Consider the following 25,737-nt stretch of genomic DNA (forward strand, 5'->3'; position numbering starts at 1 on the left):
TGCGCTGTGAGCGAGCTCACTGGTGATGTGCTTCACGTGCAGGCTATTGCCGTCTATGAACCGAAGTCAACCGCCTATGTCACATTCAGGGGCGAAAAGGTGTTGGATGGTGCCATGCCCACCACCGCTCTGCTCACCGGTACCGACGCCAACCTGGCGCACAGCGCCGCCTTGGTCTTGGAGATCCTCCGCCGCAACGGGCCCCAGACCCGCCCGGATCTGGCCACCGAAACCGGCCTGGGCCGGACGGCGCTGACCCAGCGACTCACCCTGCTGCAGGAGGCAGGGTTGCTCAGTGAGGGGGAGTACGGAGAATCCACCGGGGGGCGCCATCCCCGCCTGCTGCGCTTCAATGCCTCCGCCGGGCAGGTCCTGGCAGTGGAGTTCGGGGCCACCTCCGTCACGGTCGGCCTCACAGATCTCGCCGGTGAGATCCAGGCCCTCACCAGCGCCCCCCAGGACATCGCAGAAGGCCCCGAGCCGGCCCTGTCGCGCGCCGAGCAACTGGCCCAAACGCTGCTCGCAGAACAAGCCTCGCAGGGGGCGCGCCTGTGGGGTGTGGGCGTCGGGCTGCCCGGTCCTGTCGAATACGCCACCGGACGCCCCAGCGCCCCGCCCATCATGCCCGGATGGGACGGTTACCCCGTGCGGGAGCGGCTCACCACAGCGTTCCAAGCCCCCGTATGGGTCGACAACGAGGTCAACACCCTGGCCCTCGGAGAACTCCGCTCCCGGCCAGAGCTGCGAAACCAGGACTTCTTCTACGTCAAGGTCGGTACGGGCATCGGCGCGGGGCTGGTCTCGGGCGGGCGGTTGCATCGTGGGGCCCAGGGCAGCGCCGGGGACATCGGCCATGTCGCCGTGGTCGGGGCCGAACACGTGCCCTGCCGCTGCGGCAAATATGGGTGCCTTGAGGCCGTCGCCGGCGGCGGAGCCCTCAGTGCCCAAGGGCTGCGGGCGGCAAAGGACGGTCGGAGCCCCTTCCTGGAAAAGCGCTATGCCGAGTCGGGCACCATCACGGCCGAAGACGTCGCCACGGCAGCCCGACACGGCGATCACTTCGCCGTCGAGGCCATTTCTGCCAGCGGCAGGACCATCGGCTCGCTTCTGGCGTCCTTCGTCAACTTCTTCAACCCGGCCATGATCCTGATGGGCGGAGCAGTAGTCTCCGGCAGCGGGCAACTCCTGGCCAGCATCCGGGAAGCCGTCTATCAGCGGTCCTTGCCCCTGGCCACCCGGGACCTGGTCATGAGCACGTCCCACTTGGACAGCCGCCGGGAAGGCGGGGTCGTGGGGGCCGCCCACCTGGCCCTCGACGAACTGTTCAACCCGGCCACCTTCCAACGGCTGATCAGCCATGACCCCCCACGCAGCGTTCAAGAACTCCAGCTACCGATGGCTTCGGCGCAGGATTGATGCACTGGATCCCGACATAAGGGGACTGTAAGAACAATGGTGTGTGAGGGTCCGGCCTGATCCGAAAGGAGACGGCCGTGTCAGAGTCCACGACCGAGATGACAGGCACGATGATCGATCCCGTGACCGGAGAGATCATCGATCAGAAGGACCTCGCCGAGCGGCTGCTCGCCCAGGCCAAGGAGCAAGGCGTGAGCCTGGTCGGCCCGGGCGGTCTGCTGAACCAGCTGATGAAGAACGTCCTCGAGACCGCCCTGGAAGCCGAACTGACCGAGCACCTCGGTCACGACCACGGGCAGACCCCGATCGCGGCCAACATGTGCAACGGCACGAGGTCGAAGACCGTGCTGACCGAGATCGGCCCCGTCGAGATCGAGGTGCCCCGGGACCGGGAGGGGTCCTTCGAGCCGGTGATCGTGCCCAAACGGAAGCGGCGCCTGGACGGGATCGACCAGATCGTGCTCTCCCTGTCGGCCCGCGGGCTGACCACCGGGGAGATCGCCGTGCATTTTGAGGAGGTCTACGGGGCGAAGGTCTCCAAGGGCACCATCAGCCAGGAATCACCGAGAAAGTCGCCGGAGAACTGGCCGAGTGGTCTTCCCGCCCGCTGGACCCGCTCTACCCGGTGCTCTTCGTCGACGCGATAGTGGTCAAGGTGCGCGACGGGCAGGTACGCAACACGCCGTTCTACGTCGTGATGGGCGTGACCGTGCACGGGGAACGCGAGATCCTCGGGATCTGGGCCGGTGACGGCGCCGAAGGCGCCCGGTTCTGGCTGCAGGTCTTCTCTGAGCTCAGGAATCGGGGCGTCGAAGACGTGCTCATCGGAAGTCTGCGACGGGCTCAAGGGCCTACCGGAGGCGATCACGACCACCTGGGATCGCACGGTCGTGCAGCAGTGCATCGTGCACCTGATCCGCAACAGCTTCCGCTACGCCGGCCGCCGGCACCGCGACGGCATCGTCAAGGCGCTCAAGCCCGTCTGCACCGCCTCCAGCGAGGCCGCGGCGAAGGACCGGTTCGCCGAGTTCAAGGCCGAGTGGGGCCAGCGGTATCCGGCGATCGTGCAGCTGTGGGAGTCCTCCTGGGCTTCAGTTCGTGCCCTTCGACGGAGTACGACGTGGAGATCCGCTTCGGTGATCTGCACGACGAACGCGATCGAGTCGATCAACGCCCGCTACCGCAGGGCGGTGCGGGCCCGCGGACACTTCCCGCACGAGCAGGCCGCGCTGAAGTGCCTGTACCTGGTCACTCGCTCCCTTGACCCCACCGGCGGAGGAAGAGCACGGTGGGTGATGAGGTGGAAGCCGGCGCTGAACGCGTTCGCGATCACCTTCGCCGGACGGTTCGAGGGAACCGCTCACTGATGAAAACCGCCGGGCCCCACACACCGTTTATCGGACAGTCCCGACATAAGCGTCCTTCGAGGTGGACAGTTCCCCTGAGGGCGCCGTTACGGAGGCTAGGCCGTGGGGTACGGTCGGAGACGGTGCCTGGTTGCTGTTGGAGACCGATGCGGCGCCGGTTCTGGACGCTGAGGACGACTGCGGAAAGCGGGCATAGGTGCGTACGATTTTCGATCCGGGTGAGTTGTCGTCGCGGGATTTCTACCGGTTGTTGACCGCGGTGGTGGTGCCGCGGCCGATCGCGTGGGTGTCCAGCACTTCGGCGGAGGGTGTGGACAATCTGGCGCCGCACTCGTTCTATACGGTGGCGTCGGTGCGTCCGCCGATTGTGCAGTTCACTTCGGTGGGGGAGAAGGACTCGCTGCGCAATATCGAGGCGATGGGGGAGTTCGTCGTGAATCTCACCCCGGCGTGGTTGTTCGAGGAGACCAATGCCACGGGCACGGATTTCGGCCCGGAGGTCAGTGAGTTCGACGCGGTCGGGCTGACCCGGGAGCCGAGTGAGAGGGTCCGGCCGCCGCGGGTGCAGGAGTCGCCGGTGGCTTTGGAGTGCCGGCTGCACCGTACGTTGCCGATGGGCGATTGCACGTTGGTGTTCGGGGAGGTGGTCCATGCCGCGGTGTCTTCGGAGGTGCTGGAGGGGGCGCATCCGCGGATCGATCTGCTGGAGCCCTTGTCCCGGCTGGGCCGCGATGAGTGGGGAACCTTGGGGCCGGTGCAGGAGATCAAGCGGATCCGGGCCCGGGACTGGCCAGGTCACTTCAGTGCGCAGGACGAGCAGCGGGACTGACCGTGCAGTGACGCGCAGGGCGCCCCCGAGGTGGTCCCGGGGGCGCCCTGACGGTTGTGGACCGGGTGTTTACCCGAGGCCGAGCTGGACGAAGATGAACCACACCAGCAGCGGGACCACACCGATCATGGCGATGGCCCACAGCAGCAGCGCGCGGAAGAACAGCCGCTCGTCCTTGGGCTGGGCGCTGGCCATGAGCAGCGCCCCGCTGGTGGACATGGGGCTGACGTCGACGACGGAGGAGCTGATGGCGATGGCGGTGACGACGCCGATCGGGCTCAGCAGCGGGTCGGTGGCGATCGGGGTGACGATCGGGCTGATCACTCCGAGGGTTCCGGTGGTGGAGGCGAAGGCCGAGACGATGCCGACCACGTAGCTGGTGATGAGCGCGGCCACGGAGCTGTTGCCCAGGCTGGCGATACCGGCCTGGAGCTCTTCCAACGCGCCCATGGCCTCGAGCATCCCGACGTAGGTGACGATGCCGGTGACCAGGATGATCGCCGACCAGGGTATGTCTTCCACGGCCGGCTTCTGCACGGCGGGCTTGACGCAGATCAGCACCAGGGCGATGACCAGGGAGGCGACACCGACGTCCAGGCCGAAGGCGGTGGTGAGCACCAGCAGGGCCACCAGCCCAGCCAGGGTCAACACGCGCATCGGGGTCACGTCCACCTTGACGGGCCCCTCCACGGTGGGCTTCGGGGCCACCTTCGTCTGCGGGGCGGCGGTGAGGACGCCACCTTGGGTGCCGGCGGCCTCGGCCTCCTCCCGGGGATCCTGCCAGGCGGTCTCGGCCACGGCCTCGGTGGCGCCGGGTCCCTCGGTGGTCCCGGGGGTCGGTTCTACGGCTCGGGCGTGGCGGCGGTTCATGATCGTCTGCACGGCGGCGTAGGCGAGCACGGCCAGGATCGCGTTGAAGACGAAGCAGTAGATGTACAGCTTCAGGGTGTCCTGGCCGCTGCCGCCGGCCTCGTCGAGCATGACGTTGGCCAGCACGCCGAAGGGGTTGACCGGGGAGAAGGCCCCGGCGTTGGCGCCCTGGACGATCACCAGGCCCATGGCCAGGGTGCTGATCCCGAAGCGGGTGCCCAGGGCGAGGGCGACCGGGGCGACGATGGCGATGGCCGCCGGGGTGAAGGCCCCGGCCGAGGCGAGCACGGCGGTGAGCAGGAACATCAGCGCCGGCACCAGCAGCCGCCGGCGCCCGGCGAGGCGTTCGGCCCAGTAGGCCATCAGATCGATGGTGCCGGTGACGCGCACGATGCCGAACAGCAAGGTGGCGCCGACGAGGATGAAGAACAGGCCGGACGGGAACTGGGCGATCACGTCCTTGACGGGCATGCCAGCGACCAGGGCACCGACCCCGAAGGCGGCCACCGTGGCCACCAGGCCGGCGTTGATCCGGGTGAAAGACCCCAGGGCGAACGCTGCGATGAGGACGAGGAACGCGATCAGTGACAGGGACATGGTTCCTCCTGGTCAGCCGCGCCGGGCGGCGGCCGTGGTGTGGGCCCCGGACAGCAGCCCGCCGGCGCCGGTAATCGCCGGCTTGTGGCCCAGGGCCTTGAGGATCTCGTAAGTGGTGGCCGTGGCGGCGGTGATGACCGGCACGCCCAGCTCGTCCTCGGCCTGCTGCACCGCCGGCAGGGAGGGCATCTGCACACAGGCCGAGAGGATGACCGCGTCGACGTCGTCGCGCTTGAGTCCCCGGGCGATCTCCGGCAGGTTCTGCGGATCCAGGGCGCCCACGGCGAGGTTGTCGTCGACCTCCAGGCTGATGGCGTCCACGACCTCGATGCCGGCTCCCTCGATGTACTCGCGCACCATCTGAGTCAGCGGCAGCTTGTACGGGGCCACCATGGCGATCCTCCGGGCCCCCATGTCCTGCAGGGTGCGCACCAGCGCCCCGGCGCTGCTGGCCACCGCGGCCGGGTGGCCGTTGTCCTCAGCGGCCTCGGCGATGACCTTCTCGGAGATCTCATGGGCGTTCGGTCCCTGAGCCATCACTGCCACCAGGCAGGCATAGGCGATCACGTCCACCGCGGCGTCGGAGACCGCCCGGGCGCAGTCCCCGGCCTTGTCCACCATGGCCAGCAGCTCTTCACGGTTGACGTTCTTCAGCCCGGCCCGAGCCGAGTGGAAGGTGTAGCGCTGGCCGGTGACCTCGGACTGGCGGCGGAACAGCTCCGGCAGCTCGGTCTCCATGGTGGTGTTCGAGCTCGGGACGATCAGACCGATCCGCGACGTCTTCGCACCCTTCGGTTCGGGGGCGGTCTCGCAGGTGATGTCAGACAGGCTCACGGATCCTCCAGGAAGTCGAGAGTGATGGGATGTGCTCTAGCCCACTTCGTGGGTTGCGAACCCAGTATGTGGATCTTGGCGTGAGGGTGTAAACTGCGTCACACTCCATGACCCGGGTCACGTCACCAGCTCGACTCCCCTGGAGGCGGTGTTGGCTACCATGAGGACGCCCACTGGGACGGCTCAGCGGGCAGGAAGATTGGGTGGGAGACGATGGACGCGAAGCAGGGCTCTGCGGCGGCACCGATCCTGGTGCTGCACAAAGTGGCCCAGGTCTTGGACTGCTTCTCCGTCGAGGAGCCCGAGCCGACCCTGCAGCAGCTGATCCGGAAAACCGGCCTGCCCTCCAGCACGTGCCAGCGGCTGGTGCAGAACATGGTGCGAGAAGGATTCCTGGACCGCGACGGGGATCGCTACCGGATCGGCATCGGGCTCGTCCGCTGGGCCACCCCGGGAACGGTCGGCCTCGATGTCGTGCGTCTCATCAAGCCGATCCTGCAGGAACTGCGCGATGAGACCGGGGAGAGCGCCTGCTTCTACACCCGCGACGGGGCGTTCCGCACCGTGGTCGCGGTCGCCCAGACCCGCCATGTGGTGATGCGCCCGTTCATGGTCGGCCAGGTCATGCCCATCCACGCCGGGGCCCCGGGCAAGATCTTTCTCGCCTACGACCCGGAAGCCTGGCAAGCCCTGGAGCAGGCGCCGCTGACCAAGTTCGCACCCGCCACCCCGGACAGCCTCGAGCTCCTGCAACAACAGACCGCAGCGGCCCGGGAGCAGGGTTTCTACGCCGCGTTCGGTGAGCGCCACGCCGACGTCGGGTCCATCAGCGCCCCCGTCTTCGACCACGCCGGGGACCTCGCCGGGGTCCTGGGCCTGGGCTTCCCCACGCAGCGCGTCGGACCCGATGACGTCCCCCGCCTGGGGCCCGTCGTCCGCCGGGCAGCCACGCGAGCCAGCCAAGCACTGGGGCATGACATCGCGCAGGCTTGAAAGCACGGGGTCCCAGAATGATGCGGGCCCGTAGGCGGCGGCCGTCACCTCGGGCGGCGGAGGCCTCGTTCCGATCCTGGACGCAGCGGTAGGGCCGGCGCGCTGCCCGACATTGGATGCTTGTACGTCACATCCCGTCCGGGGTGCCGCGGTGCCGGGTGCGCTTAACGCCGTGCTTTCTCGCCGGGGTGCCACCTGCGCACAACGGGTCCGGGCGGCGTGACGTCTACGACATCATGGGCCCGTCGAGGGGGGGCGCCCTGTGCACGAAGTCGGCGACGTCGTCGTGGTGAATCCCGGTCAGTTCCGCCAACTCTTCGATGCTCGCCCCTTTCCGGTGCAGGGTGTACATGGCGTGGTTGCGTTCTTGCACCGCCGCGCCACGGTCCATGATGAGCGTGTGGATCCGGTCGGTGAGGTCGTTGATGCGCCGTCGAAGAGCGTCGGCCTCGTCCAAGCACGTGTCGTCGTGGTCTGTGGGCGTGTCGTTCGGCATCAAGTGGATCGTTTCTTCCTGAATAGGGGGTCTCGGGGTTGTCTCCGCGCTGGGACCTCGAAGAGGGGCTGGGTGCGGAACCGGCTCCCGGTGTGTCGTCGTGTGTGGGGGCGATCGGGGGTGCATGGCAGGCATTGCGCTGCTCGTGCCCCTTGGCCCGAGCAGCGCAACGTCTGCCGCCTCATGGGTCAGCGCATGCGGTGGGTGAATCCCTCACATGGTGGGGGTCGTCGGCACCTCGAGATAGACCTTGTTCCCGGACGCCCGGAACTGGGCGGACTTGGCTTGCATACCGGCTCGGGCCGCTTGCTCCTGTGGGCCGCCGAAGCGGTCGCGGATGTCCTGGGAGATGCGCATGGAGCAGAACTTCGGCCCGCACATTGAGCAGAAGTGGGCGGTCTTGGCCGGTTCGGCCGGCAGCGTCTCGTCGTGGAAGGCCTCGGCGGTGTCCGGGTCCAGGGACAGGGCGAACTGATCGCGCCAGCGGAACTCGAAGCGGGCCTTCGACAGCGCGTCGTCACGTTCCGCGGCTCCGGGGTGGCCCTTGGCCAGATCGGCGGCGTGGGCGGCGATCTTGTAGGTGATCACCCCGGTCTTCACATCGTCCTTGTTCGGCAGCCCCAGGTGCTCCTTCGGGGTGACGTAGCAGAGCATGGCCGTGCCGTAGCGGGCGATCTCGGTGGCCCCGATCGCGGAGGTGATGTGGTCATAGCCCGGGGCGATGTCGGTGACCAGCGGGCCCAGGGTGTAGAAGGGGGCGCCGTGGCACAACCGCTGCTGGCGTTCCACGTTCTCCCGCACCAGGTGCAGGGGCACGTGCCCGGGGCCTTCGACCATGACCTGCACGTCGTGCTTCCAGGCCCGGGCGGTGAGTTCGGCCAGGGTGTCCAGCTCGGCGAACTGCGCGGCGTCGTTGGCATCAGCGATCGACCCCGGGCGCAGGCCGTCGCCGAGGGAGAAGGCGACGTCGTAGCGGGCGAAGATCTCGCAGAGCTCCTCGAAGTGGGTGTAGAGGAAGTTCTCCCGGTGGTGGGCCAGGCACCACCCGGCCATGATCGAACCCCCGCGGGAAACGATGCCGGTGACCCGCTCGGCGGTCAGCGGCACATAGCGCAGCAACACCCCGGCGTGGATGGTCATGTAGTCCACGCCCTGTTCGCACTGCTCGATCACCGTGTCGCGGAAGATCTCCCAGGTCAACGCGTCGGCTTCCCCGTTGACCTTCTCCAGGGCCTGGTAGATCGGCACGGTCCCGATGGGCACCGGGGAGTTGCGGATGATCCACTCCCGGGTTGTGTGGATGTCCTCACCGGTGGACAGGTCCATCACGGTGTCCGCGCCCCACCGCGTGGCCCACTGCATCTTGTCCACCTCCTCGGCGATCGAGCTGGTGACGGCGGAGTTGCCGATATTGGCGTTGATCTTCACCAAGAACGCCCGCCCGATGATCATCGGCTCGGCCTCGGGGTGGTTGATGTTGGCGGGGATGATCGCCCGCCCCGCTGCCAGCTCGGAGCGGACCAGTTCCACCGCGCAGTTCTCCCGCAGCGCCACGAACCGCATCTCCTGGGTGATGATCCCGGCGCGGGCGTAGTGCATCTGTGTGACGGTTCGGCCGTCCCGGGCTCGCAGCGGGACCGGGCGGGCGCCTTTCCACTCCTGGGAGGCGGCCCCTCGGCGGATCGCGGTGCGACCGTCGTCGAGCAAGTTCCGCACCCGGCCCGCGTAGGCCTGCACGTCACCTCGGCCGGCGATCCAGGACTCCCGCAGCGGTGGTAACCCCACGACCGGGTCACTGCCGGGACCGGCCGTGCGATAGACCTGCAGTGGGGGATTCGGGGTGTTACCGGGGCTGTCCCCCATGGTGATCTCGGTGACCGGCACGCGGAGGTCGTGCTCCGGATCGTGGACATGCGTCAGAGCAGACTGAGCAGATGCGCTCATGATGGGGTTCCTCTTCCTTCGCCGGCATTACCCGGACAGGTTCGACGGTCGCAGGCTGCCTCAGCCCGATCTCAGCCCCTGCAATAGGGCTCCCGTGTGGATGACACCGACCCTAACACCCCCGGGAAATCGGTCACCATCCAGATGACCACCGCGTCCGGGACTGCCGCGCCCAACGGTTAAGACGACTCCCCTCGGCCGAAGTCACCGACACGGCTGGGGCGCAGGCGCCCAAGGTCTGGGTGGGTGAGCGCTCCTATCGTGCCAACGCTTCCAGCGACACCTGGTGGCCGACCTACCGTCGGTCGCCGCTCCGCGCGGGCGATCCGCCCTGCTTCACGCAGACTGCTGCGCGCCGCTACTTCACGTCGGAGGGGTGCTTGGCCAGGGGCACCACGGTGATGTCCATGTAGGGGAACAGCGGCAGGTTCTGCAGGATGTCGTGCAGCTCGTCGTGGGAGTCGACGTCGAAGAGCGAGTAGTTGGCGTACTCGCCCACCACGCGCCAGATCTCCGGCCACTTCCCGGAGCGCTGCAGCTCCTGCGAGTAGGCCTTCTCGGTGGCCTTGATCTCCGCGGCCTCCTCGGCGGGCATGTCGGTGGGCAGGTGGATGTCCATGTGGACCAGGTACTTCACGGTGCGTCCTTCCGTCGGGATGGGTGTTCGGGACCGGTGTCCGGGATCGGTTCCCGGGCCGGGTGCGCGGGCCGGGTCTACCGGTCGGTGCGGTAGCGGGCGAGCTTGTCCTCGTCCACGGCGGTGCCCACCCCGGGCACGTCCGGGACGCGGATCCGCCCCTCGGCGATGACCACGGGCTCGGCGAGGAGGTCGTCGGACATGTCCAGGAAGTTGGACAGCTCCCCGGCCCGCTTCGAGGTGTGGACCAGGGCGGCGCCGAAGACCACGGAGGCGACCGTGCCGACCTGGGTGTCGATCTGGTTGCCCACGTAGACGTCCACGCCCATGCCCTCGGCCAGGCCCACGATCTTCGCGGCCTCGGTGAAGCCGGAGCGGGCGGTCTTCACCGCCAGCAGGTTCGCCCCGCCGGTGAGGATCTCCCGGGCGGCCTCCCCCAGGTTCGGGGCGGACTCGTCGGCGGCGATGGGGATCGTCGAGTGCTCCACCAGCCGGCGGCGGCCGAGGACCTCGCGGGCGTCGTCGGGCTCCTCGAGGAACTGCAGGCCGAGGTCGGCGGTGCGCCGCAGCACCTCGGCGGCCTCGTTGGCGGACCAGCCGCGGTTGGCGTCCATGTAGATCTCGGCGTCCTCGCCCAGGCCCTCGCGCAGCACCCGGGCGGCCTCGACGTCCAGGGACAGCGGGCGGCGGCCGGTCTTGAGCTTGAAGGTGGTGATCCCGTAGGTCTCGCGGAACTCGAGGGCCAGGTCCAGCAGCTCGGCGGCGGGCTGGAAGCCGAGCATGTGGGAGACGCGCATCGAGTCGGTGTACCCGCCCAGCAGCTTCGACACCGGCTGCCCCAGGGCCTGGCCGATGACGTCCCACAGGGCGATGTCCACCGCGCCCTTGGCGGTCTCGTTGTGGACCGTGCGGGCCATCACCGCCTGGGCCTTCTCGCGGTCGAGGACGTCCAGGCCCACCAGCTGGGGGGCGAAGAGGTCCTCGACGACGGCCACGATGGACTTCTGGGTCTCTCCGTAGGTGTAGGGCCGCGGCGGGGTGTCGGCGGTGCCGACGATCCCGTCGTCGGTGGTGATGCGCACCAGGACGTGGTCGGCCTCGTGGACGGCTCCGGAGGCGAAGTGCAGCGGGTGGAGGTAGGGGATCGAGTAGGGGATCGCCTCGATGGCTGCGATCTTCATGGGCGGGCGGACCCTTTCCTGGGCGGGCGGTTGACGTCAATGTTGGTGATGTCGATGCGGGGACCGGCGCGCCTTGGCTAGAGGCCGGCGGCATCCTCGGAGCACCTGCCCCGAGGATGCCGACGAAGGGCAGCAGGTCTGTAAGCAGCGCCCCGGTTTATTTGACCTGCCCTTCCTTGGCGAGGACGTAGTCGTAGACGACCTCCTCGCCGACCCTGCCGTCGGTGCGCGGGGCCGGGTCGAGCATCAGCTCGGGCTTGACCGCCGAGGCGATGTCGTCCTCGTTGTGCGGGTCGCCCGGGAAGTACAGCTGCTGGGTGACCAGCTGGTAGCCCGGGGCCGAGACCTTGATGTGGATGTGCGCCGGGCGCCAGGCGTGCCACCCGGCCGCGGCGATCAGCTGCCCGCAGGCCCCGTCGGTGGGGATCTGGTAGGGGGCCGGGCGCATCGTGTTGATCTCGAAGTAGCCGTTCTCGTCGGCCTTCACGGTCCCGCGGAACAGCCACTCCGGCAGCCCCGGGGCGTACTGGGAGTAGAACCCGGCCGCGTCGGCGTGCCAGATCTCCACCTGGGCGTCCTTGATCGGGTTGCCCTCGGTGTCGGTGAAGTGGCCCTTGAACAGCAGCGGGGTGCCCTCCTCGTCCTCGCGCATCTCCAGCGTGGCCGGGGTGGGCAGCACCGGGGAGTCCGGGACGTAGTAGGGGCCCTCGATGGTGCCCACCGCGCCGGGACGCTCGGCGGAGTTGACGTCCTCGATGGTGTGCTCCAGCCACACGTCCAGGAACAGCGGCCACTCCCCGTCGGTGCCGACCTTGATCAGCCACGCCTTGAGCGCGTTGTACTCCTCGTAGGTGACCTGGTGCTCCACGGCGATGTCGTTGATCGCCTTGATCGCCGCGCCCGCCAGCAGCGACACGCGCTCCTTGGGGACGTCGAGCCTGGCCAGCTTGCCCGAGGCCGCGAAGCGCTCGGTGGCCTTGGAGCCGGCCTCGACCGCCGTGCCCTCGTTCTCTCGGCGGGCATCTGTCGAAACGGCCTCGGTTTGGGGGTTGGTCATGGTCTCCACGCTCCTTGTGGTCTGTCGTTGGACATGAGGTGTTGTTGTCGCGACGGGCGCGCCTCCAGCGGGGCCCGCCGTGACGGTGGGTGGTGGCCCGCGGCCCCAGGCAGACGACATCCTGGGGCCGCGGGCAGTCAGGGTGCGACGGGTCAGCGGTCGCGGAGGGCGCCGCCGAGTCCGGTGCGGTCGCGGTCGCGCTGGAGGTAGGCGTTGACGTCGGAGCCGTCGAAGAGGTCCGGGACGGTCCAGCCGTCGAGGTCGTACTCGGCCATGCAGTCCTCGACCATGCCGTGCATCGTGTCGGTCGCGCCGCTGTTCTTGGCGTGCATGAGCATCTCCACGCGCACGTTCTCGTGGTTGCCCGAGTAGTTGCGCTCGTAGAGCTCGTGGCGGCCGCCGAACTCGGAGCCGATCGCGTCCCACAGCAGCTTCATGAGCTTGACCCGGTCCACGGCCTGGATGCCGTTGGACCCGCGCACGTACTTGTCGAGGTAGGGGCGGATCTCGGCGTTCTTGAAGTCCAGGGATCCCGAGGGCAGGTAGATCAGCCCGGAGGCGACGTCCTGCTCGATGATCTCCTTGATCCGCGGGTAGCCCTGGGCCATGAACATCCGGTAGGCCAGCCCGTAGTCCATCTTCGGCAGCACGGACCCGTTCGGCCCGGGATCCGGGTTGAGCATCATCGCGTCGACCAGGCCCCAGAACAGGTTGCGCCAGCCGATGACCTCCCCGGCGCGGGCCTGCACGCCGCGGAAGTCCTGGGTGCCGCCGATCTCGAGGGCCTTCAGCAGCAGCCCCGCGATGAAGTCCAGCTTCACGGCCAGGCGAATGCAGCCCTGAAAGGTGAAGCGCTGGATGAACCCGGTCTGGGGCATGAAGCCGTTGATCTGGTCGGGATCGCCGTAGGCGAAGATGTTCTCCCACGGCACCAGCACCTTGTCGAAGACGAACACCGCGTCGTTCTCGTCCATGCGCGAGGACAGCGGGTAGTCGAACGGGGTGCCGGTGACGGCGGCGTTCTGGGCGTAGGAGGTCCGCGAGATCAGCTTGATGCCCGGGGCGTCCATGGGCACCGTGCAGATCAGGGCGAACTCCGGCTTCTTGATCGGCAGCCCGTAGTGGGAGATGAAGTTGAAGTTGGTGATGGCCGAGCCGGTGGCCACAACCTTGGCCCCGGAGACGACCACGCCGTTGTCGGTCTCCTTCTCCACCTTCATGAAGACGTCCTCGACCTGGTCCGGCGGCAGGTGGCGGTCCACCGGGGGGTTGATGATCGCGTGGTTCCAGTAGGAGACGCTCTCCTGGGACTCCTTGTACCAGCGCTGGGCGTTCTCCTGGTACGGGGCGTAGAACTCCGGCATGGCCCCGAGGGTGCCCAGGAACGCCGCCTTGTAGTCGGGGGAGCGGCCCAGCCAGCCGTAGGTCATCCGCGCCCAGGTCTCGATCGCGGTCCTCGACTCCTTGAGATCCTCCACGGACTTCGGCACCTTGAAGAAGGGGTGGGTCCTGCCCCCGGAACCGGTGTCGGTGTCGGAGAGCAGCTTCTCGGAGGTGGCGGGGTCGTGGAAGCCGTCGTAGAGGCGGGCGACCATGCGCACGGAGTTGCGGAAGGCCGGGTGGGTGGTGACGTCCTCGACGCGCTCCCCGTGCAGGTAGACCTCCCGGCCGTCCTTGATGGACTCGATGTACTCGTCCCCGGTCATCGGCAGCTTCGGGTCGGCCGGGGTGGTGCGCTCGGACATGTCGCCGGAACGGGGCTGGCGGTCGGTGTCGGGCGTGGCGGTCATGGGTTCTCTCCTTCGAGGGTGGTGCCGGAACGGGCGGGTAGGACCCGGAGCGGGATGTGGGCAAGGGGTCAGAAGGACCGGAACGAGGTGGATCCCTCGAACCAGCCGGTGGCCAGGCTGTCGCCGCAGCCCTCCCAGGGGCTGCCGCCGGAGAAGCCGCCGACCTCCCGGAACTTCCCGGAGACGAACAGCAGGGGTTCGACGTCGTTGATCTCCAGGGCGGTGACCTCGCCGATGACGATGAGGTGGTCGCCGCCGTCGTAGATTTTCCAGGGCTTGCACTCGATGGTCGCGGCGTTGCCCTCCAGGACCGGGATGCCCTCCTCGGAGCGCCACCGCGGGGCGTCCTTCATGGGCTTGCCGGCGAAGTGCAGGCAGGTCCTCAGCTGGTCGGCGGCCATGATGTTGATCGCGAACGGGGCGTCCTCCAGGTACTGGGAGGCCTTGTTGCCGCGGATAAGGGTGACCTGGGCCAGCGGCGGATCCAGGGATACCGCGGTGAAAGCGTTGACGGTCGCCCCGTGTGGGGTGCCGTCGGGGGTGCGGCAGGTCACCACGGTGACCCCGGTGGCGAACTTGCCGAACGCCGTGCGCAGCTGCCGGGAATCGATGGCCGGCGCCGGTCGTTCGGTGGCTGCGGTTTCAGTCATGGAAGCGTCCTCCTCCTGGGGTGTGCACCCGAAAGCGGTGCAATCAGGTCGTACCCAAGAGTGTTCTGCGTCACGTGAAAAGGGCCCAGGGTCTGTCCCGCACGGGACAGGCGATGTCCCGTGCAGACAATCGCGATATCTCCGGCCACCGCATTGAGACGGTGAGGGAATCGGTACGTGCTCTACGCCTCGGTGGCGCGCTGCAACTCCAGCGGAGTCACCCCGGTGCGGGCCTTGAAGGATCGGGAGAAGTGCGAGGGTGAGGTGAACCCGCAGCGCCGGGCGATCTCGGCGACCGGTGTGCGGGGCTCGGAAACCAGCAACGCCTCCGCCGCCTGCAACCGGTGGGTCTGCAAATGCTCGGCGAAGGTCTCACCCTGCGCAGCGAACAGACGGGAGAGTTGACGTTCACTCACCCCCGCCGCTAGTGCCACTTGCGCCCGACCCAGTGAGATGTCGGCGTAGCGGCGTTCGATCTCCTGCATGGCCCGTCGATACGCCGAGTCCCTGTCGTTGCCGACCGCGCGGGCCAGCAGCCGTTCCATCAGGCTGAAGGCCTCCTGTTCCACCCGATGCGGGTCATCTTGCGGCCGGCGCAAGGCGGAGTTGATCAGGGAAGCCAGGCTCGTGGCAGCCGGGTCCTTACCCGGGGAGCCGGAGCCGGTGGCGAAGTCGAAGACCACTGGCTCCTTCAGGGGCTTCCCGCGCGTCAAGCGCACATATTCTTCCCGAGGGATTGTGAGCACCAGCTCACGAAGGCCCCGGGCGAAGCCGCGCACGAACGGCCGATCAGCGTCGTAGAGCACCGCCTGGCCGGGCTTGAGCATGATCATTCCCGCGGAGTGGTAGAAGAAGGCCTCCCCACTCAACGCGAAGAACATCGCCACATCCCCGGTGGGATGCTCAGCAATGATCCGAGCGGATCGCTCCACGATCTGGGACGAGCCCTTCACCCCGGCGAACCGCAGGGCGGGGAAGTAGAGGTTGACCTCCTCGGCCGCCAGGGGCGTGTTTTCCAGGGTGCGGATGTCCAGTCCGATGAGCGCCTTGGCGTTGTGGGACTCCCAGTACTCGATACGGTGACCGGCCGGAATCTGGGCTGTAGTGAAATGGACCAAGCCCGAGGACGAAGAAGCCTCCTGCGGCTCCGTCACGGCATCACCCCCTCTGATGGATGTGTGAGTTACGGCACTCCCACAGTTATAGAGAGTTTGGGGACTTCAATCCACTGCAAGGTCATTAAGCCTTCCTGGCCGAGCCTGGCGGGACGGCCCCATGCGGAACACCGAGGAAGGGGCAAGCAAACCTGGCGGTCCTCTACTTTGCATAAGACCTGGTCTCATAACTCTTCTACCTGACGCAGTCGGCGGAAGTTGATGAGCGTGACGGCGAGCAAGAGCAGCGGGAGCAGCGTGGCTGCAGTGCGGTCGTAACGGATCCCGAGACGCTTGAACCGCAGGACCCAGGAGATGGTGCGCTCCACGACCCAGCGGTGCCGGCCCAGGTGGGTCTTGGCCTCGATTCCGCGCCGGGCGATCCGGACCTTGATGCCTCGCCGGTGCAGGTAGCGGCGGCACCTCGGGTAGTCGTAGCCCTTGTCCGCGTGCAGCTTCTCCGGCCGGCGGCGGGGCCGCCCCGGACGCCTTCGCCGGCCACGCACACTCGGGTTGGTCTCCAGCAACGGCTCGAAGAGTTTGCTGTCGTGGACGTTTGCGGCTGAGGCCAGCACATGCAGGGGCAGCCCGGCCGCGTCGGTGAGCAGGTGGTACTTCGTCCCCGGTTTCCCGCGGTCGGTGGGGTTCGGGCCGGTCAGCTCGCCCCCCTTTTGGCACGTACGGACACCGCGTCGATACTGGCCCGCGACCAGTCGAGGATCTCCTGCTCGGAGAGCTCCTCGAGCACTGCCCGGTGCAGCTTCTCCCACACCCCGGCCCCCTGCCACTGCCTGAGCCGGCGCCAGGCGGTGTGCCCGGACCCGCAGCCCAGGGCCGGGGGCAGGTCCCGCCAACGGCACCCGGTGTGCAGCACGAACAGGATCCCCTCCAGTGCCGCCCGGTCCTCGATCCGGGGTCGCCCCCCGGGCCCTCGAGGTGGTGGCTGGGGTGGGATCAGCGGGGCGATCAGCTCCCACAGACGGTCATCGACCATCCACGACTGCGTCCTCGTCGTCATGCAGGCACTGTGGACCGTTCCCAGGCAGGTGGGCAACGACCGATCAGGTTTTGAGACCAGGTCTAAGGCGAACTACCGGCCACTTCCCACGATGAACCGTCACGGGTTTGATGCCGCTTCCTTTCGATGAAGGATGAGGACATGCCCAAGAAGTACGACGCCGAGTTCAAGGCTCGAGCGGTGCGCATGGTGCGCGAGCACCAGCAGGACTATCCGTCGCTGACGGTGGCCTGTCAGCAGATCGGTCAGCAGCTGGATCTGGGTCAAGCCCCCGGGAGTGGTGTAGCGATCCTTCGTGCGGGGATCAGGCGGTGAGGGCGGTCAGGGGGTCGGGGCTCACCTCGCTTCCGGTGTCGGCGACGGTGGTGAGCCGGCAGCGGGTGAGGACCTCCAGGCCGAGGTAGCGGCGGCCCTCGGCCCATTCGTCGGTCTGCTCGGCCAGCACCGCGCCGACGAGGCGGACGATGGCTGCGCGGTTGGGGAAGATCCCGACCGCGTCGGTGCGGCGCCGGATCTCCTTGTTCAACCTCTCGGCAGGGTTGTTGGACCAGATCTGCGCCCAGACGTCCTTGGGGAAGCTCGTGAAGGCGAGGATGTCCTCCCGGGCATTGGCCAGGTGCTCGGCCACCGCCGGGAGCTTCTCGGTGACGTAGTCGATGAGGCGGTCGAACTGGGCGTTCACGGCGGTGGCGTCGGGCTGGTCGTAGACGCTGTGCAGCATGGCTTTGACGGCCGGCCACATGCTCTTCGGGCAGATCGACATGAGATTGGCCGCGTAGTGGGTGCGGCACCGTTGCCAGGCGGCACCGGGCAGGTTCGCGGCGATCGCGTCCTTGAGCCCGGCATGGGCATCAGAGGTGACCAGCCGGACCCCGCCCAGTCCCCGGGCGACGAGGTCGGCGAAGAACTCGTTCCAGGCCGCCCCGGTCTCGGCCGTGGCCACCCGCATCCCGAGGACCTCCCGGTGGCCGTCGCCGTTGACCCCGGTGGCCAGCAGCACGACCGCGTTGACCACCCGCCCGCCCTCGCGGACCTTCATGGTCAGTGCGTCGGCGGCCACGAAGGTGAACGGCCCGGCCTCGCCCAGGGGCCGGTGGCGGAAGGACTCCACGTGCTCGTCGAGGTCGGTGGCCATTCGGGAGACCTGGGACTTCGACAGGGAGTTGATGCCCAGGGTCTTCACCAGCTTGTCCATCCGGCGGGTCGAGACCCCGGCGAGGTAGCAGTCGGCGACCACGGTGATCAGGGCGGATTCGGCCCGCTTGCGGCGCTCGAGCAGCCATTCCGGGAAGTAGGTGCCAGCGCGCAGCTTCGGGACGGCCACGTCGATCGTACCCATCCGGGTGTCGAGGTCGCGGTGCCGGTACCCGTTGCGCTGGGTCACCCGCTCGGGAGCGGGTCTGCCCCACTCGGCGCCGACCACCGCGTCCGCGTCGGCGGAGAGCAGCGCGTTGATCACTGTCTGCAGCAGGGTCCGCATCAAGTCCGGGGAGGCTTCGGTCAGGGCTTCGCCGAGCAGGCCGGCAGGGTCGACAATATGAGGAGCGGTCATCGTGATGATGTCCTTTCGAGGGTGCTGTGAGAGGTGAACTCGAAAGATCTCACGGTGGCCGCGCTCTCGTCCGGGACGACGAGCAGGGCCACCGCGCTACACCACTATCGGGGGCTCAACTTGGATCTGGGGCGGGAGACGTTGCGCAACTGGGTCCGTCAGGCCGAGATCGACTCCGGGGACCGGGATGGAGTCACCACGGCCGAGGCCGAGGAGATCAAGCGGCTCAAGGCCGAGAACAAACGGTTGCGCGAGGCCAACGAGATCCTGCGCAAGGCCTCGATTTTCTTCGCGTCAATGTCATCGTAGGAAGTGCCGGCGGGGTTGGCTCGTTTATTCGCTGCCCTCGATTCTGGTGGGCTTGTCCGCGATGTGCCGCCCCGCCGGTCCGGCCGGGCGAGGTCCGGGTGTGGCCTGATAGGAGCGTGCGCTGTTCGGCGTCCGATTGAGGCGTGCCCGCCGGGGGCTCGTCCTGCCTTTCGATCAGGCACGAGGAGCACGCAGAGGTAGCCATGGTCACCGTCGTGGGGATCGACACCCACAAGAACACCCACACCCTGGTCGCCGTGGACGGGCTCGGGCGAAGACTCCAGGAGCTCACCGTCGAGGCCCGGCCCAGCGGCCACGAGAAGGTCCTGGCATGGTTGAGCTCCCAGGGCGCGGTGAAGGTAGCGGTGGAGGACTGCCGGCATCTCTCACGCGCCTTGGAGGTCGACTTGTTGCTGGCCGGCCACCAGGTCGTGCGGGTGCACACCCGGTTGATGGCCGGCATGCGCCGCGGGGCCAGGGAACGCGGCAAGTCCGATCCGATCGACGCTGAGGCCGTCGCCCGCGTCGCTCTGCGCGAGGAGGATCTGCCGACCGCGGTGCTGGCCGGTCCGGAACGCGATCTGAAGCTGCTGGCCGACCACCGTCGGTCCATGGTCGTCCGGCGCTCGGCCCTGCAGTCGAAACTGCGGTGGTTCCTGCACGAGATTGATCCGGCCATCGAGGTCCCTTCCCGGGCTTTGCGCCGCTACTGCGTCCTGGACTCCCTGCAAGAGCAGCTGGCCGGCAGGGACGGGGTGGTCGTCGAGATCGCCGGGGACATGATCGCCGAGATCGTCAGCCTGACCCGGCGGATCAACGAGCTCGAGGCGCGGCTGGGGCGACTGGTGCGCACCGAGTACCCGCACCTGTTGGCCGTGGACGGTCTCGGGGTGCTCGGTGCGGCGACGATTGTCGGAGAGACTGCCGGGGCTGTGCGCTTCCACTCAAAGGACGCCTTCGCCCGGTTCAACGGCACCGCCCCGATCCCGGTATGGTCCGGCAACCACGAGCGGTTCCGTCTCAACCGTGGCGGCAATCGTACGATCAACACCGCCCTGCACATGGCTGCCGTGACTCAGCAGAGGCTGGGCTACGAAGGAGCGGACTACGTGGCCAAGCAATTGGCCCGCGGCAAGACCCACACCGAAGCGATGCGACTGCTACGACGGAGGATCTCGGACCGAGTCTTTGCCGCTCTGCGCGCCGATGAGAAAGCCAAGGAGTCACCAATCGACCTCAGGAATCGCCCTGGTCCGGAACCAGTTTTCGAGGTTGCTGCTTGACATAGGAGCATCGGGGAGCTCGACCCCCGCAATCGTTGATCGCCGGGTTCATCGACCAGATGAGGGCCGAAGGCTATGCGGTCGAGTCGATCTGCGCGGTCCTGCGCGAGCAGGGCGTGCCGGTCGCCGCGAGAACCTATCGATCCTGGAAGCAGCCCGGTCGGCAGCCTGCCTCGCGCACGGTCAGCGACGCGATCGTCATGGATGCGCTGCTGGCCACCGTGGGCACCCCGGAAGGGCTCTACGGCCGGCGGAAGATGACCGCGTACCTGCGCCGGTGTGGGCTGGTGGTGGCCCACTGCACGGTGGATCGACTGATGCGCTCCCTCGGGCTGGCCGGGGTGGTCCGAGGGCGGCGGGTGCGTACCACGATCCCGGCCAAGGATGGGACGCGGGCGTCGGATCTGCTCAACCGCAACTTCACCGCCGCGGCCCCGAACACCGTGTGGGTCGCCGACTTCACGTACGTGCGCACGTGGGCCGGATTCGTCTACGTCGCCTTCATCGTCGATGTCTTCGCGAGAGCGCATCGTGTCCTGGAACGTGGCCACGACCCGCACGACGGATCTGGTGCTCACCTGCCTGCGAATGGGCCGGTGGGACCGGACCCGTCAGGGCCTGGTGCTGCCGGAGGGGTTGATCCATCACCACGACGCCGGGTCCCAGTACACGGCGCTGCGCTTCACCGAGCACCTGGCCCTGGAGGGGATGGCCCCGTCGATCGGTTCGGTCGGGGACGCCTACGACAACTGCCTCATGGAGTCGATCATCGGTCTGTACAAGACCGAGTGCATCCGCCCGGGCCCGTTCGTGAGGGCACCACTGAAGACCGTCAGCGACGTCGAGTACGCCACGCTGGCCTGGGTGGACTGGTACAACAGCCGCCGGCTGCACTCCAGCCTCGGCAACGTCCCGCCTGCCGAGTTCGAGGCCGCCCACTACGATCAGATCACTGCGCCCCAGCCGGCGGCGCAGCCCGTATGAAGACGGCAGAGAAGCCGTGACGGTTCAATCGCAGAACCGTGGCAGGAATCAACGGGGACGCATTATCGCTTTACATATGGCCGGTTACTGGTCACTAAGTAGGACGAGTAGAAACAGGTGCGAGAACTCGTCCCACTCTGCCTACGGGCGTCTGCCCAGGTGGCAACAGGGTGCGCGGCGGACCGGTGGGATCGGCGAGCTCGTGACGCCGGCATCGTTCACGCAGGACAGCATGGAGAACTCTCGTTTAATGAGAGATTCGCGCGTACAGCTGAGGTATGGAACGGCGCGGGGTCGTGCACCGGGGCTCTTCGTCGGCGAAGGCGTCGCATGGTTGTGGGTTGAGACTCGGGCGCTGGAGGTGCACGCACGGCCGCCCCAGCGACTGATCTGCCGGCGTGGCAGGAAGTTACTCGTCCTGCCTCAACACGTCTCGCTACCGGTCGCCTAAGAGTTCAGCGTTGCAACGGTATTTCTTGACTGACGGGTGTGAGGCACCCACGTACGAAGGTGCGCAGCCACTGCTGGGCGGGGTCGTTCTCGCGCTGAGGGGTCCAGGTCATCGAGACCGGGAACCGCGGTGTGGGGATGGGGGGCTCCGACAGGGTCAGTGCGGTGGCCGCGGCGAAGGCGGCGGCGGCGTGGTGGGGGAGGGTGACGACCACGTCGGCGGTGCGCAGCGGGGTGAGGGCCCCGGCGAAGTGGGTCGTGGAGCCGATGATCCGCCGGCGCAGCCCTCGGGCCTCGAGCAGCTCATCGACGATCCCGCGGCGCCCGTCGTAGGAAACCAGCAGGTGCGGCAGTGCCAGGTAGTCCTGAAGGGGCAGCGGGGCGCCCAGACCCAGCCGGGCACCGTCGTAAAGGCAGGCGTAGCCGGAAGTGAACAGCTCCTCCCGGTGGAAGCTTGCGGGCAGCCCGGGCAGAGCCCCGATCGCCAGGTCCACGGATCCCTCCGCCAGCAGGGACTCGACGGTGTAGCGGTTGGACTGGCGCACCAGCACGGACACGCCCAGCCGCTCGGCCTGCAGCCGCTGCAGGACCCGCGGCAACAGGTGCGCCTCCACATCGTCGGACATCGCCAGCACGAACACCCGGTCGCTGTCGGCCGGGTCGAAGACGGCCTCTTCGAAGAGCACCCCGGACAGTTCCCGCAGCGCCCACCGGATGCGCGGGGCGATCTCTTGGGCCTTGGGGGTCGGGGCCATCCCGTCCTTGGTGCGCACGAACAGTTCATCCCCGAAGAGCCGGCGCAGCCGGGCCAGGGCGGCACTGGCGGCGGCCTGACTGATCCCCAGTGCGTGGGCGGTGTGGGTGACGTGGCGTTCGCGCATGAGGACCTCGAAGGTCACCAGCAGGTTGAGGTCCACCTTGCGGAAATCACGTTCGTCGATGTTCATCATCGCCCATATTAGTTTCCCTTCTGATGGGGGGCGGAGGACACTTTTGGGTATGACAACCGTGCGAGCGGCCGTCGTGCAGGCCGGGTCCGTCCTGTTCGACACCGCGGCCACCCTTCAGCGGGCCGAACGGTACATCCGGGAAGCCGCCGACCAGGGGGCCGAACTGATCGTGCTCCCGGAGGCCTTCCTGGGCGGCTACCCCAAGGGCTTGGACTTCGGGATCACCGTCGGAACCCGGGCCCCCGAAGGCCGGGAGCTGTTCGGTCGCTACTTCGCCGCTGCCGTGCAGGTGCCCGGGCCCGAGACCGAGCACCTGGCCGGGTTGGCCGCCGAGCTGGGCACCCATTTGGTGGTCGGGGCGATCGAGCGTGACGGGTCCACCCTGTACTGCACCGCGTTGTTCTTCACCCCGGCCCAGGGGCTGGTGGCCACCCACCGCAAGCTCATGCCCACCGCCGCCGAACGCTATCTGTGGGGTGTCGGCGATGGCTCCACGATGCCCGCGGTGGCCACCGAGGTGGGGGTGCTGGGGGCGGCGATCTGCTGGGAGAACTACATGCCGCTGTTCCGTCAGGCGATGTACGCCAAAGGCGTGCAGATCTGGTGCGCACCCACCGTGGACGATCGGGACCAGTGGCAGGCCAGCATGACCCACATCGCCCTGGAGGGGCGGTGTTTCGTGCTCAGCGCCAACCAGTATCTGACCCGGGCGGATCTACCCTCCGACGTACACCCCGTCCAGGGCGACGACCAGGAGACGGTTCTCATCGGCGGGGGCTCCACCATCGTCTCCCCCCTGGGGGAGGTGTTGGCCGGGCCGCTGCGCGGCACCGATGGTGTGCTGGTCGCCGATCTGAACCTCGACGAGCTGCCCCGGGCGAAGTTCGACCTGGACACGGTCGGCCACTACGCCCGCCCGGACGTCTTCACCCTGACCGTGGACGCAACCTCCCGTGCCCCCGTCCGCACCGAGAGCACCCTCATCCCGGCGAACGGACAGAACCGGGCCTGACATCTGTCTCTAGCCATCTGCCCACCACCACTGCGGGCCCAGCGCGGCACCGGCCGGCGGAAACCCCGTGCCCGCTCCGTGCGCCCACCCGAAGCACCCCACGAGCACCCACCCTGAGGAACACCATGAGCAAGAGTCCCCGCCCCAACGGCGAAGAGTCCAACCAGCCCAAGCGCAGCCTCTTCCGCCGCTTCGACGACTTCGCCATGCGCTTCTACGGCCCCGCCGTGCGCAGCCCCCGCGACCTGCGGGGCCAGGACCAGCCCAGCGAGCAGACCAAACAGTGGTACCAGAACCTGCAGCAGGAATACGTCACGGAGAAGGACGCCTCCGGCCGCACCTATCTACGTCCCCGCCGCCCCGAGGACGGCCCGGCAGCCTCCCCGGAGAACCCCCAGTGACTTCGTCGACCGCCCCCACCGTGGCGCCCCTGACCGATCCCGAGGTGCGTGCGCTGCGGGAGGACTTCCCGCTGCTGGCCGGCAGCCCGTCGGTCTACCTGGACTCGGGGGCGACCTCGCAGAAGCCCCTGGCCGTCCTGGACGCCGAGCGGGACTTCTACCTGCACCGCAACGCCGCGGTCCACCGCGGCGCCCACGCCCTGGCCGTGGAGGCCACCGACGCCTACGAGGAGGCCCGCCGGGTGGTGGCCGGCTTCGTGGGGGCCACCGAGCGGGAGCTGGTGTGGACCTCCAACGCCACCGAGGCGATCAACCTGATCACCTACTCCTTCTCCAACGCCTCGGCCGGACGCGGGGGCCAGGAGGCCGCCCGCTTCGGGCTGGGCCCGGGTGATGAGATCGTCACCACGGAGGCCGAGCACCACGCCAACCTCATCCCGTGGCAGGAGCTGGCCGCCCGCACCGGGGCGAGCCTGCGCTGGATCCCCGTGGACGAGGAGGGGCTGCTGGACTACGAGGCCGCCGGTCAGGTGATCGGGGCCCGGACGAAGGTGGTCGCCTTCAGCCACGTCTCCAACGTCACCGGGGCGATCACCGACGTCGCGGCCCTCGTGGGCCTGGCCCGGGAGGCTGGGGCGCTCACGGTGCTGGACGCCTGCCAGTCGGTGCCGCACCTGCCCGTGGACCTGCCCGCCCTGGGGGTCGACTTCGCGGTGTTCTCCGGGCACAAGATGCTCGGGCCCACCGGCATCGGGGCGCTGTGGGGGCGGTCCGAGCTGCTGGACACGATGCCGCCGTTCCTCACCGGCGGGTCCATGATCACGAAGGTCACGATGGAGTCCGCCCGTTACCTGCCGGCTCCGACCCGCTTCGAGGCCGGCACCCAGCGGGTCGCCCAGGCCGTGGGCCTGGCCGAGGCGGTGCGCTACCTGCAGGGCATCGGGATGGAGCGGGTCGCGGCTCACGAGCACGAGCTGGGGCAGCGGCTCGCGGCCGGTCTCGCCGAACTGGAGGGGGTCCGGTTGATCGGCCCGCCCCCGGGTGCGGAACGGGTGGGTCTGGCCGCGGTGGACGTGGCGGGGGTGCACGCCCACGACGTCGGGCAGGTGCTGGACTCCGCCGGGGTGGCCGTGCGGGTGGGCCACCACTGCGCTCAGCCGCTGCACCGGTCCCTGGGACTGACGGCCTCGACCCGGGCCAGCGGTTACCTCTACACCACCACCGCCGAGGTGGACCGGTTCCTGGACGAGTTGGCCGGGGTCCGCCCCTACTTCGGGGTGGGGAGCGCCCGGTGAGCGGCCTGGACGCGCTCTACCAGGAGGTCATCCTCGACCACGCCAAACGCCGGACCGGGGAGGGCCTGGCCGCCCCGGCCCCCGGTCACGCCGTGGGCGAGTCGCACCAGTACAACCCCACGTGCGGCGACGAGATCACCGTGCGCGTCGAGCTCGCGACCGGCCCCGAGAACGGGGAGCCGGTGGAGCGGCTCAGCTGGGAGGGCGAGGGCTGCTCGATCTCCATGGCCGCGGCCTCCGTGCTGGCCGAGACGGCACCGGGCCTGACCCGGGCCGAGCTGCTCGGGCTGATCGGGGCGTTCCGGGAGCTGCTGCGGTCGCGGGGCACCGTGGAGCCGGACGAGGAACTGCTCGGCGACGCCGCGGCCTTCGCCGGGGTCTCCCGCTTCGCGGCCCGGGTCAAGTGCGCCATGCTCGGCTGGGTCGCCGCCGAGGAATCCCTCGGGCGGGCGGTCTAGGTCCGGGCCGGAACCACCGTCTGACCCTGCTTGCACTTGCCGCCCCGCGACGGCCTGAACAACCATGCCTCTCCGTGGTTGCTCAGGACCTCACCGTTTAGGCGTTCAGGCGCAGATTACTCGCTTTACATATGGCTTGTTAGCGGCGGACCGTGCTGCGGTAGAGGTGCCTTCAGCGGGCATCCGTATCGGGTGGTGTGGTGGGTGTCT

General features: G+C 68.3%; 24 protein-coding genes, 3 pseudogenes and 1 riboswitch. Of the genes and pseudogenes, 14 read left to right on the plus strand and 13 right to left on the minus strand.

All coding sequences use genetic code 11. From position 1 onward, the window contains the following. The first annotated feature begins 6 nt into the window (after positions 1 to 6). From AS188_RS10255 to AS188_RS10265, 5 genes and pseudogenes are all read left to right on the plus strand, one after another. The gene (locus AS188_RS10255; RefSeq protein WP_147050393.1) at positions 7 to 1,416 is read left to right on the plus strand and encodes an ROK family transcriptional regulator; all 1,410 of its coding nucleotides are present in this window, start codon (positions 7 to 9) and stop codon (positions 1,414 to 1,416) included. A gap of 77 nt (positions 1,417 to 1,493) precedes the next feature. Continuing rightward, entirely contained in the window at positions 1,494 to 2,063 is a 570-nt protein-coding gene (locus AS188_RS17830) for a transposase (RefSeq protein ID WP_418000807.1), read from the plus strand. Then, positions 2,024 to 2,182 (plus strand): annotated as a pseudogene (locus tag AS188_RS17835) (transposase); the annotation flags it as partial. The gene AS188_RS17830 and the pseudogene AS188_RS17835, both read left to right, overlap by 40 nt. 124 nt (positions 2,183 to 2,306) lie before the next feature. Then, entirely contained in the window at positions 2,307 to 2,783 is a 477-nt protein-coding gene (locus AS188_RS17840) for a transposase (RefSeq protein ID WP_418000808.1), read from the plus strand. A gap of 196 nt (positions 2,784 to 2,979) precedes the next feature. Beyond that, positions 2,980 to 3,612 carry a flavin reductase family protein gene (locus tag AS188_RS10265; protein WP_058858767.1) on the plus strand — a complete coding sequence of 211 codons (633 nt, stop codon included), beginning with the start codon at positions 2,980 to 2,982 and terminating at the stop codon, positions 3,610 to 3,612. Between the two features lie 69 nt (positions 3,613 to 3,681). On the opposite strand, the gene AS188_RS10270 is transcribed toward AS188_RS10265, so the two are convergent. Continuing rightward, a complete protein-coding gene (locus tag AS188_RS10270; RefSeq protein WP_058858768.1) occupies positions 3,682 to 5,079 on the minus strand; it encodes an SLC13 family permease in 1,398 nt (465 codons plus the stop codon). 12 nt (positions 5,080 to 5,091) lie between these two features. After that, positions 5,092 to 5,913 (minus strand): maleate cis-trans isomerase family protein, encoded by an 822-nt coding sequence (locus AS188_RS10275; protein ID WP_083529393.1) that lies wholly within the window; start codon positions 5,911 to 5,913, stop codon positions 5,092 to 5,094. A gap of 213 nt (positions 5,914 to 6,126) precedes the next feature. Between AS188_RS10275 and AS188_RS10280 the strand changes: the two genes are divergently transcribed. Continuing rightward, positions 6,127 to 6,906 carry an IclR family transcriptional regulator gene (locus tag AS188_RS10280; protein WP_058858769.1) on the plus strand — a complete coding sequence of 260 codons (780 nt, stop codon included), beginning with the start codon at positions 6,127 to 6,129 and terminating at the stop codon, positions 6,904 to 6,906. 226 nt (positions 6,907 to 7,132) lie between these two features. Here AS188_RS10280 and AS188_RS10285 read toward each other — a convergent pair whose 3' ends face one another. The 9 genes from AS188_RS10285 to AS188_RS16520 all read right to left on the minus strand — a co-directional run bounded on the left by AS188_RS10285 (position 7,133) and on the right by AS188_RS16520 (position 16,809). Further along, positions 7,133 to 7,402 (minus strand): hypothetical protein, encoded by a 270-nt coding sequence (locus AS188_RS10285; RefSeq protein WP_058858770.1) that lies wholly within the window; start codon positions 7,400 to 7,402, stop codon positions 7,133 to 7,135. Positions 7,403 to 7,615: 213 nt separating this feature from the next. Next, on the minus strand, positions 7,616 to 9,346 hold the full coding sequence (gene thiC, locus AS188_RS10290) for a phosphomethylpyrimidine synthase ThiC (protein WP_058858771.1): 1,731 nt from the start codon (positions 9,344 to 9,346) through the stop codon (positions 7,616 to 7,618). Continuing rightward, a riboswitch (TPP riboswitch) is annotated at positions 9,343 to 9,452 on the minus strand. It overlaps the preceding gene by 4 nt. 252 nt (positions 9,453 to 9,704) lie before the next feature. Beyond that, a complete protein-coding gene (gene catC / locus AS188_RS10295; RefSeq protein ID WP_058858772.1) occupies positions 9,705 to 9,983 on the minus strand; it encodes a muconolactone Delta-isomerase in 279 nt (92 codons plus the stop codon). Positions 9,984 to 10,060: 77 nt separating this feature from the next. Then, a complete protein-coding gene (locus AS188_RS10300) occupies positions 10,061 to 11,164 on the minus strand; it encodes a mandelate racemase/muconate lactonizing enzyme family protein (RefSeq protein WP_058858773.1) in 1,104 nt (367 codons plus the stop codon). Between the two features lie 157 nt (positions 11,165 to 11,321). Beyond that, on the minus strand, positions 11,322 to 12,221 hold the full coding sequence (gene catA, locus AS188_RS10305) for a catechol 1,2-dioxygenase (protein WP_058858774.1): 900 nt from the start codon (positions 12,219 to 12,221) through the stop codon (positions 11,322 to 11,324). A gap of 152 nt (positions 12,222 to 12,373) precedes the next feature. Continuing rightward, positions 12,374 to 14,011, minus strand: coding sequence for a 4-hydroxyphenylacetate 3-hydroxylase N-terminal domain-containing protein (locus AS188_RS10310; protein WP_058858775.1), 1,638 nt, complete (start codon positions 14,009 to 14,011; stop codon positions 12,374 to 12,376). Positions 14,012 to 14,079: 68 nt separating this feature from the next. Further along, positions 14,080 to 14,661, minus strand: coding sequence for a flavin reductase family protein (locus tag AS188_RS10315; protein WP_058858776.1), 582 nt, complete (start codon positions 14,659 to 14,661; stop codon positions 14,080 to 14,082). 182 nt (positions 14,662 to 14,843) lie between these two features. Beyond that, on the minus strand, positions 14,844 to 15,815 hold the full coding sequence (locus AS188_RS10320; RefSeq protein WP_083529394.1) for a helix-turn-helix domain-containing protein: 972 nt from the start codon (positions 15,813 to 15,815) through the stop codon (positions 14,844 to 14,846). A 185-nt stretch (positions 15,816 to 16,000) separates the two neighbouring features. Next, positions 16,001 to 16,809, minus strand: a protein-coding gene (locus AS188_RS16520) for an IS5 family transposase (RefSeq protein ID WP_371212492.1) whose coding sequence is annotated in 2 segments (ribosomal slippage) — positions 16,001 to 16,488 and positions 16,488 to 16,809 — 810 coding nt in all. Because the reading frame shifts where the segments join, the coding sequence is not laid out codon by codon here. 165 nt (positions 16,810 to 16,974) lie between these two features. Here AS188_RS16520 and AS188_RS16935 point away from each other — a divergent pair. Beyond that, on the plus strand, positions 16,975 to 17,148 hold the full coding sequence (locus AS188_RS16935) for a hypothetical protein (RefSeq protein ID WP_157570925.1): 174 nt from the start codon (positions 16,975 to 16,977) through the stop codon (positions 17,146 to 17,148). Here AS188_RS16935 and AS188_RS10335 read toward each other — a convergent pair. After that, positions 17,138 to 18,385 (minus strand): IS256 family transposase, encoded by a 1,248-nt coding sequence (locus tag AS188_RS10335; RefSeq protein WP_058857610.1) that lies wholly within the window; start codon positions 18,383 to 18,385, stop codon positions 17,138 to 17,140. The genes AS188_RS16935 and AS188_RS10335 overlap by 11 nt on opposite strands. Before the next feature lie 135 nt (positions 18,386 to 18,520). Between AS188_RS10335 and AS188_RS17505 the strand changes: the two are divergent. From AS188_RS17505 to AS188_RS10350, 3 genes and pseudogenes are all read left to right on the plus strand, one after another. After that, a pseudogene (locus AS188_RS17505) lies at positions 18,521 to 18,676 on the plus strand (transposase); the annotation flags it as partial. A gap of 221 nt (positions 18,677 to 18,897) precedes the next feature. Then, positions 18,898 to 19,977, plus strand: a complete 1,080-nt coding sequence (locus AS188_RS10345; RefSeq protein ID WP_058859876.1) for an IS110 family RNA-guided transposase — start codon at positions 18,898 to 18,900, stop codon at positions 19,975 to 19,977. A gap of 14 nt (positions 19,978 to 19,991) precedes the next feature. Beyond that, positions 19,992 to 20,961: pseudogene (locus tag AS188_RS10350) on the plus strand (IS3 family transposase); the annotation flags it as partial. 455 nt (positions 20,962 to 21,416) lie between these two features. Here AS188_RS10350 and AS188_RS10355 read toward each other — a convergent pair. Next, a complete protein-coding gene (locus tag AS188_RS10355) occupies positions 21,417 to 22,361 on the minus strand; it encodes a LysR substrate-binding domain-containing protein (RefSeq protein ID WP_058858778.1) in 945 nt (314 codons plus the stop codon). A 49-nt stretch (positions 22,362 to 22,410) separates the two neighbouring features. Between AS188_RS10355 and AS188_RS10360 the strand changes: the two genes are divergently transcribed. From AS188_RS10360 to sufU, 4 genes are all read left to right on the plus strand, one after another. Continuing rightward, complete coding sequence (locus AS188_RS10360; RefSeq protein WP_058858779.1) at positions 22,411 to 23,373, plus strand: nitrilase-related carbon-nitrogen hydrolase; 963 nt, start codon at positions 22,411 to 22,413, stop codon at positions 23,371 to 23,373. A 125-nt stretch (positions 23,374 to 23,498) separates the two neighbouring features. Then, positions 23,499 to 23,774 (plus strand): hypothetical protein, encoded by a 276-nt coding sequence (locus tag AS188_RS10365; protein WP_058858780.1) that lies wholly within the window; start codon positions 23,499 to 23,501, stop codon positions 23,772 to 23,774. Continuing rightward, positions 23,771 to 25,069: an aminotransferase class V-fold PLP-dependent enzyme gene (locus AS188_RS10370; protein ID WP_058858781.1), complete on the plus strand. Its 1,299-nt coding sequence runs from the start codon at positions 23,771 to 23,773 to the stop codon at positions 25,067 to 25,069. Before AS188_RS10365 ends, AS188_RS10370 begins: the two co-directional genes overlap by 4 nt. Next, positions 25,066 to 25,527 (plus strand): Fe-S cluster assembly sulfur transfer protein SufU, encoded by a 462-nt coding sequence (gene sufU / locus AS188_RS10375; RefSeq protein WP_058858782.1) that lies wholly within the window; start codon positions 25,066 to 25,068, stop codon positions 25,525 to 25,527. Before AS188_RS10370 ends, sufU begins: the two co-directional genes overlap by 4 nt. Positions 25,528 to 25,737 lie beyond the last annotated feature (210 nt).

Source organism: Kocuria flava (assembly GCF_001482365.1).
Taxonomy (GTDB): domain Bacteria; phylum Actinomycetota; class Actinomycetes; order Actinomycetales; family Micrococcaceae; genus Kocuria; species Kocuria flava.

Excerpts from the sequence above, each read along its gene's own strand:
- thiC (WP_058858771.1), bottom strand. The coding sequence starts at position 9,346 with ATGAGCGCATCTGCTCAGTCTGCTCTGACGCATGTCCACGATCCGGAG.
- AS188_RS10300 (WP_058858773.1), bottom strand. The coding sequence starts at position 11,164 with ATGAAGATCGCAGCCATCGAGGCGATCCCCTACTCGATCCCCTACCTC.
- AS188_RS10315 (WP_058858776.1), bottom strand. The coding sequence starts at position 14,661 with ATGACTGAAACCGCAGCCACCGAACGACCGGCGCCGGCCATCGATTCC.
- AS188_RS10360 (WP_058858779.1), top strand. The coding sequence starts at position 22,411 with ATGACAACCGTGCGAGCGGCCGTCGTGCAGGCCGGGTCCGTCCTGTTC.
- AS188_RS10285 (WP_058858770.1), bottom strand. The coding sequence starts at position 7,402 with ATGCCGAACGACACGCCCACAGACCACGACGACACGTGCTTGGACGAG.
- AS188_RS10355 (WP_058858778.1), bottom strand. The coding sequence starts at position 22,361 with ATGATGAACATCGACGAACGTGATTTCCGCAAGGTGGACCTCAACCTG.
- AS188_RS10310 (WP_058858775.1), bottom strand. The coding sequence starts at position 14,011 with ATGACCGCCACGCCCGACACCGACCGCCAGCCCCGTTCCGGCGACATG.
- AS188_RS10280 (WP_058858769.1), top strand. The coding sequence starts at position 6,127 with ATGGACGCGAAGCAGGGCTCTGCGGCGGCACCGATCCTGGTGCTGCAC.
- AS188_RS10345 (WP_058859876.1), top strand. The coding sequence starts at position 18,898 with ATGGTCACCGTCGTGGGGATCGACACCCACAAGAACACCCACACCCTG.
- AS188_RS16935 (WP_157570925.1), top strand. The coding sequence starts at position 16,975 with ATGCCCAAGAAGTACGACGCCGAGTTCAAGGCTCGAGCGGTGCGCATG.
- AS188_RS10270 (WP_058858768.1), bottom strand. The coding sequence starts at position 5,079 with ATGTCCCTGTCACTGATCGCGTTCCTCGTCCTCATCGCAGCGTTCGCC.
- catA (WP_058858774.1), bottom strand. The coding sequence starts at position 12,221 with ATGACCAACCCCCAAACCGAGGCCGTTTCGACAGATGCCCGCCGAGAG.
- AS188_RS10335 (WP_058857610.1), bottom strand. The coding sequence starts at position 18,385 with ATGACCGCTCCTCATATTGTCGACCCTGCCGGCCTGCTCGGCGAAGCC.
- AS188_RS10365 (WP_058858780.1), top strand. The coding sequence starts at position 23,499 with ATGAGCAAGAGTCCCCGCCCCAACGGCGAAGAGTCCAACCAGCCCAAG.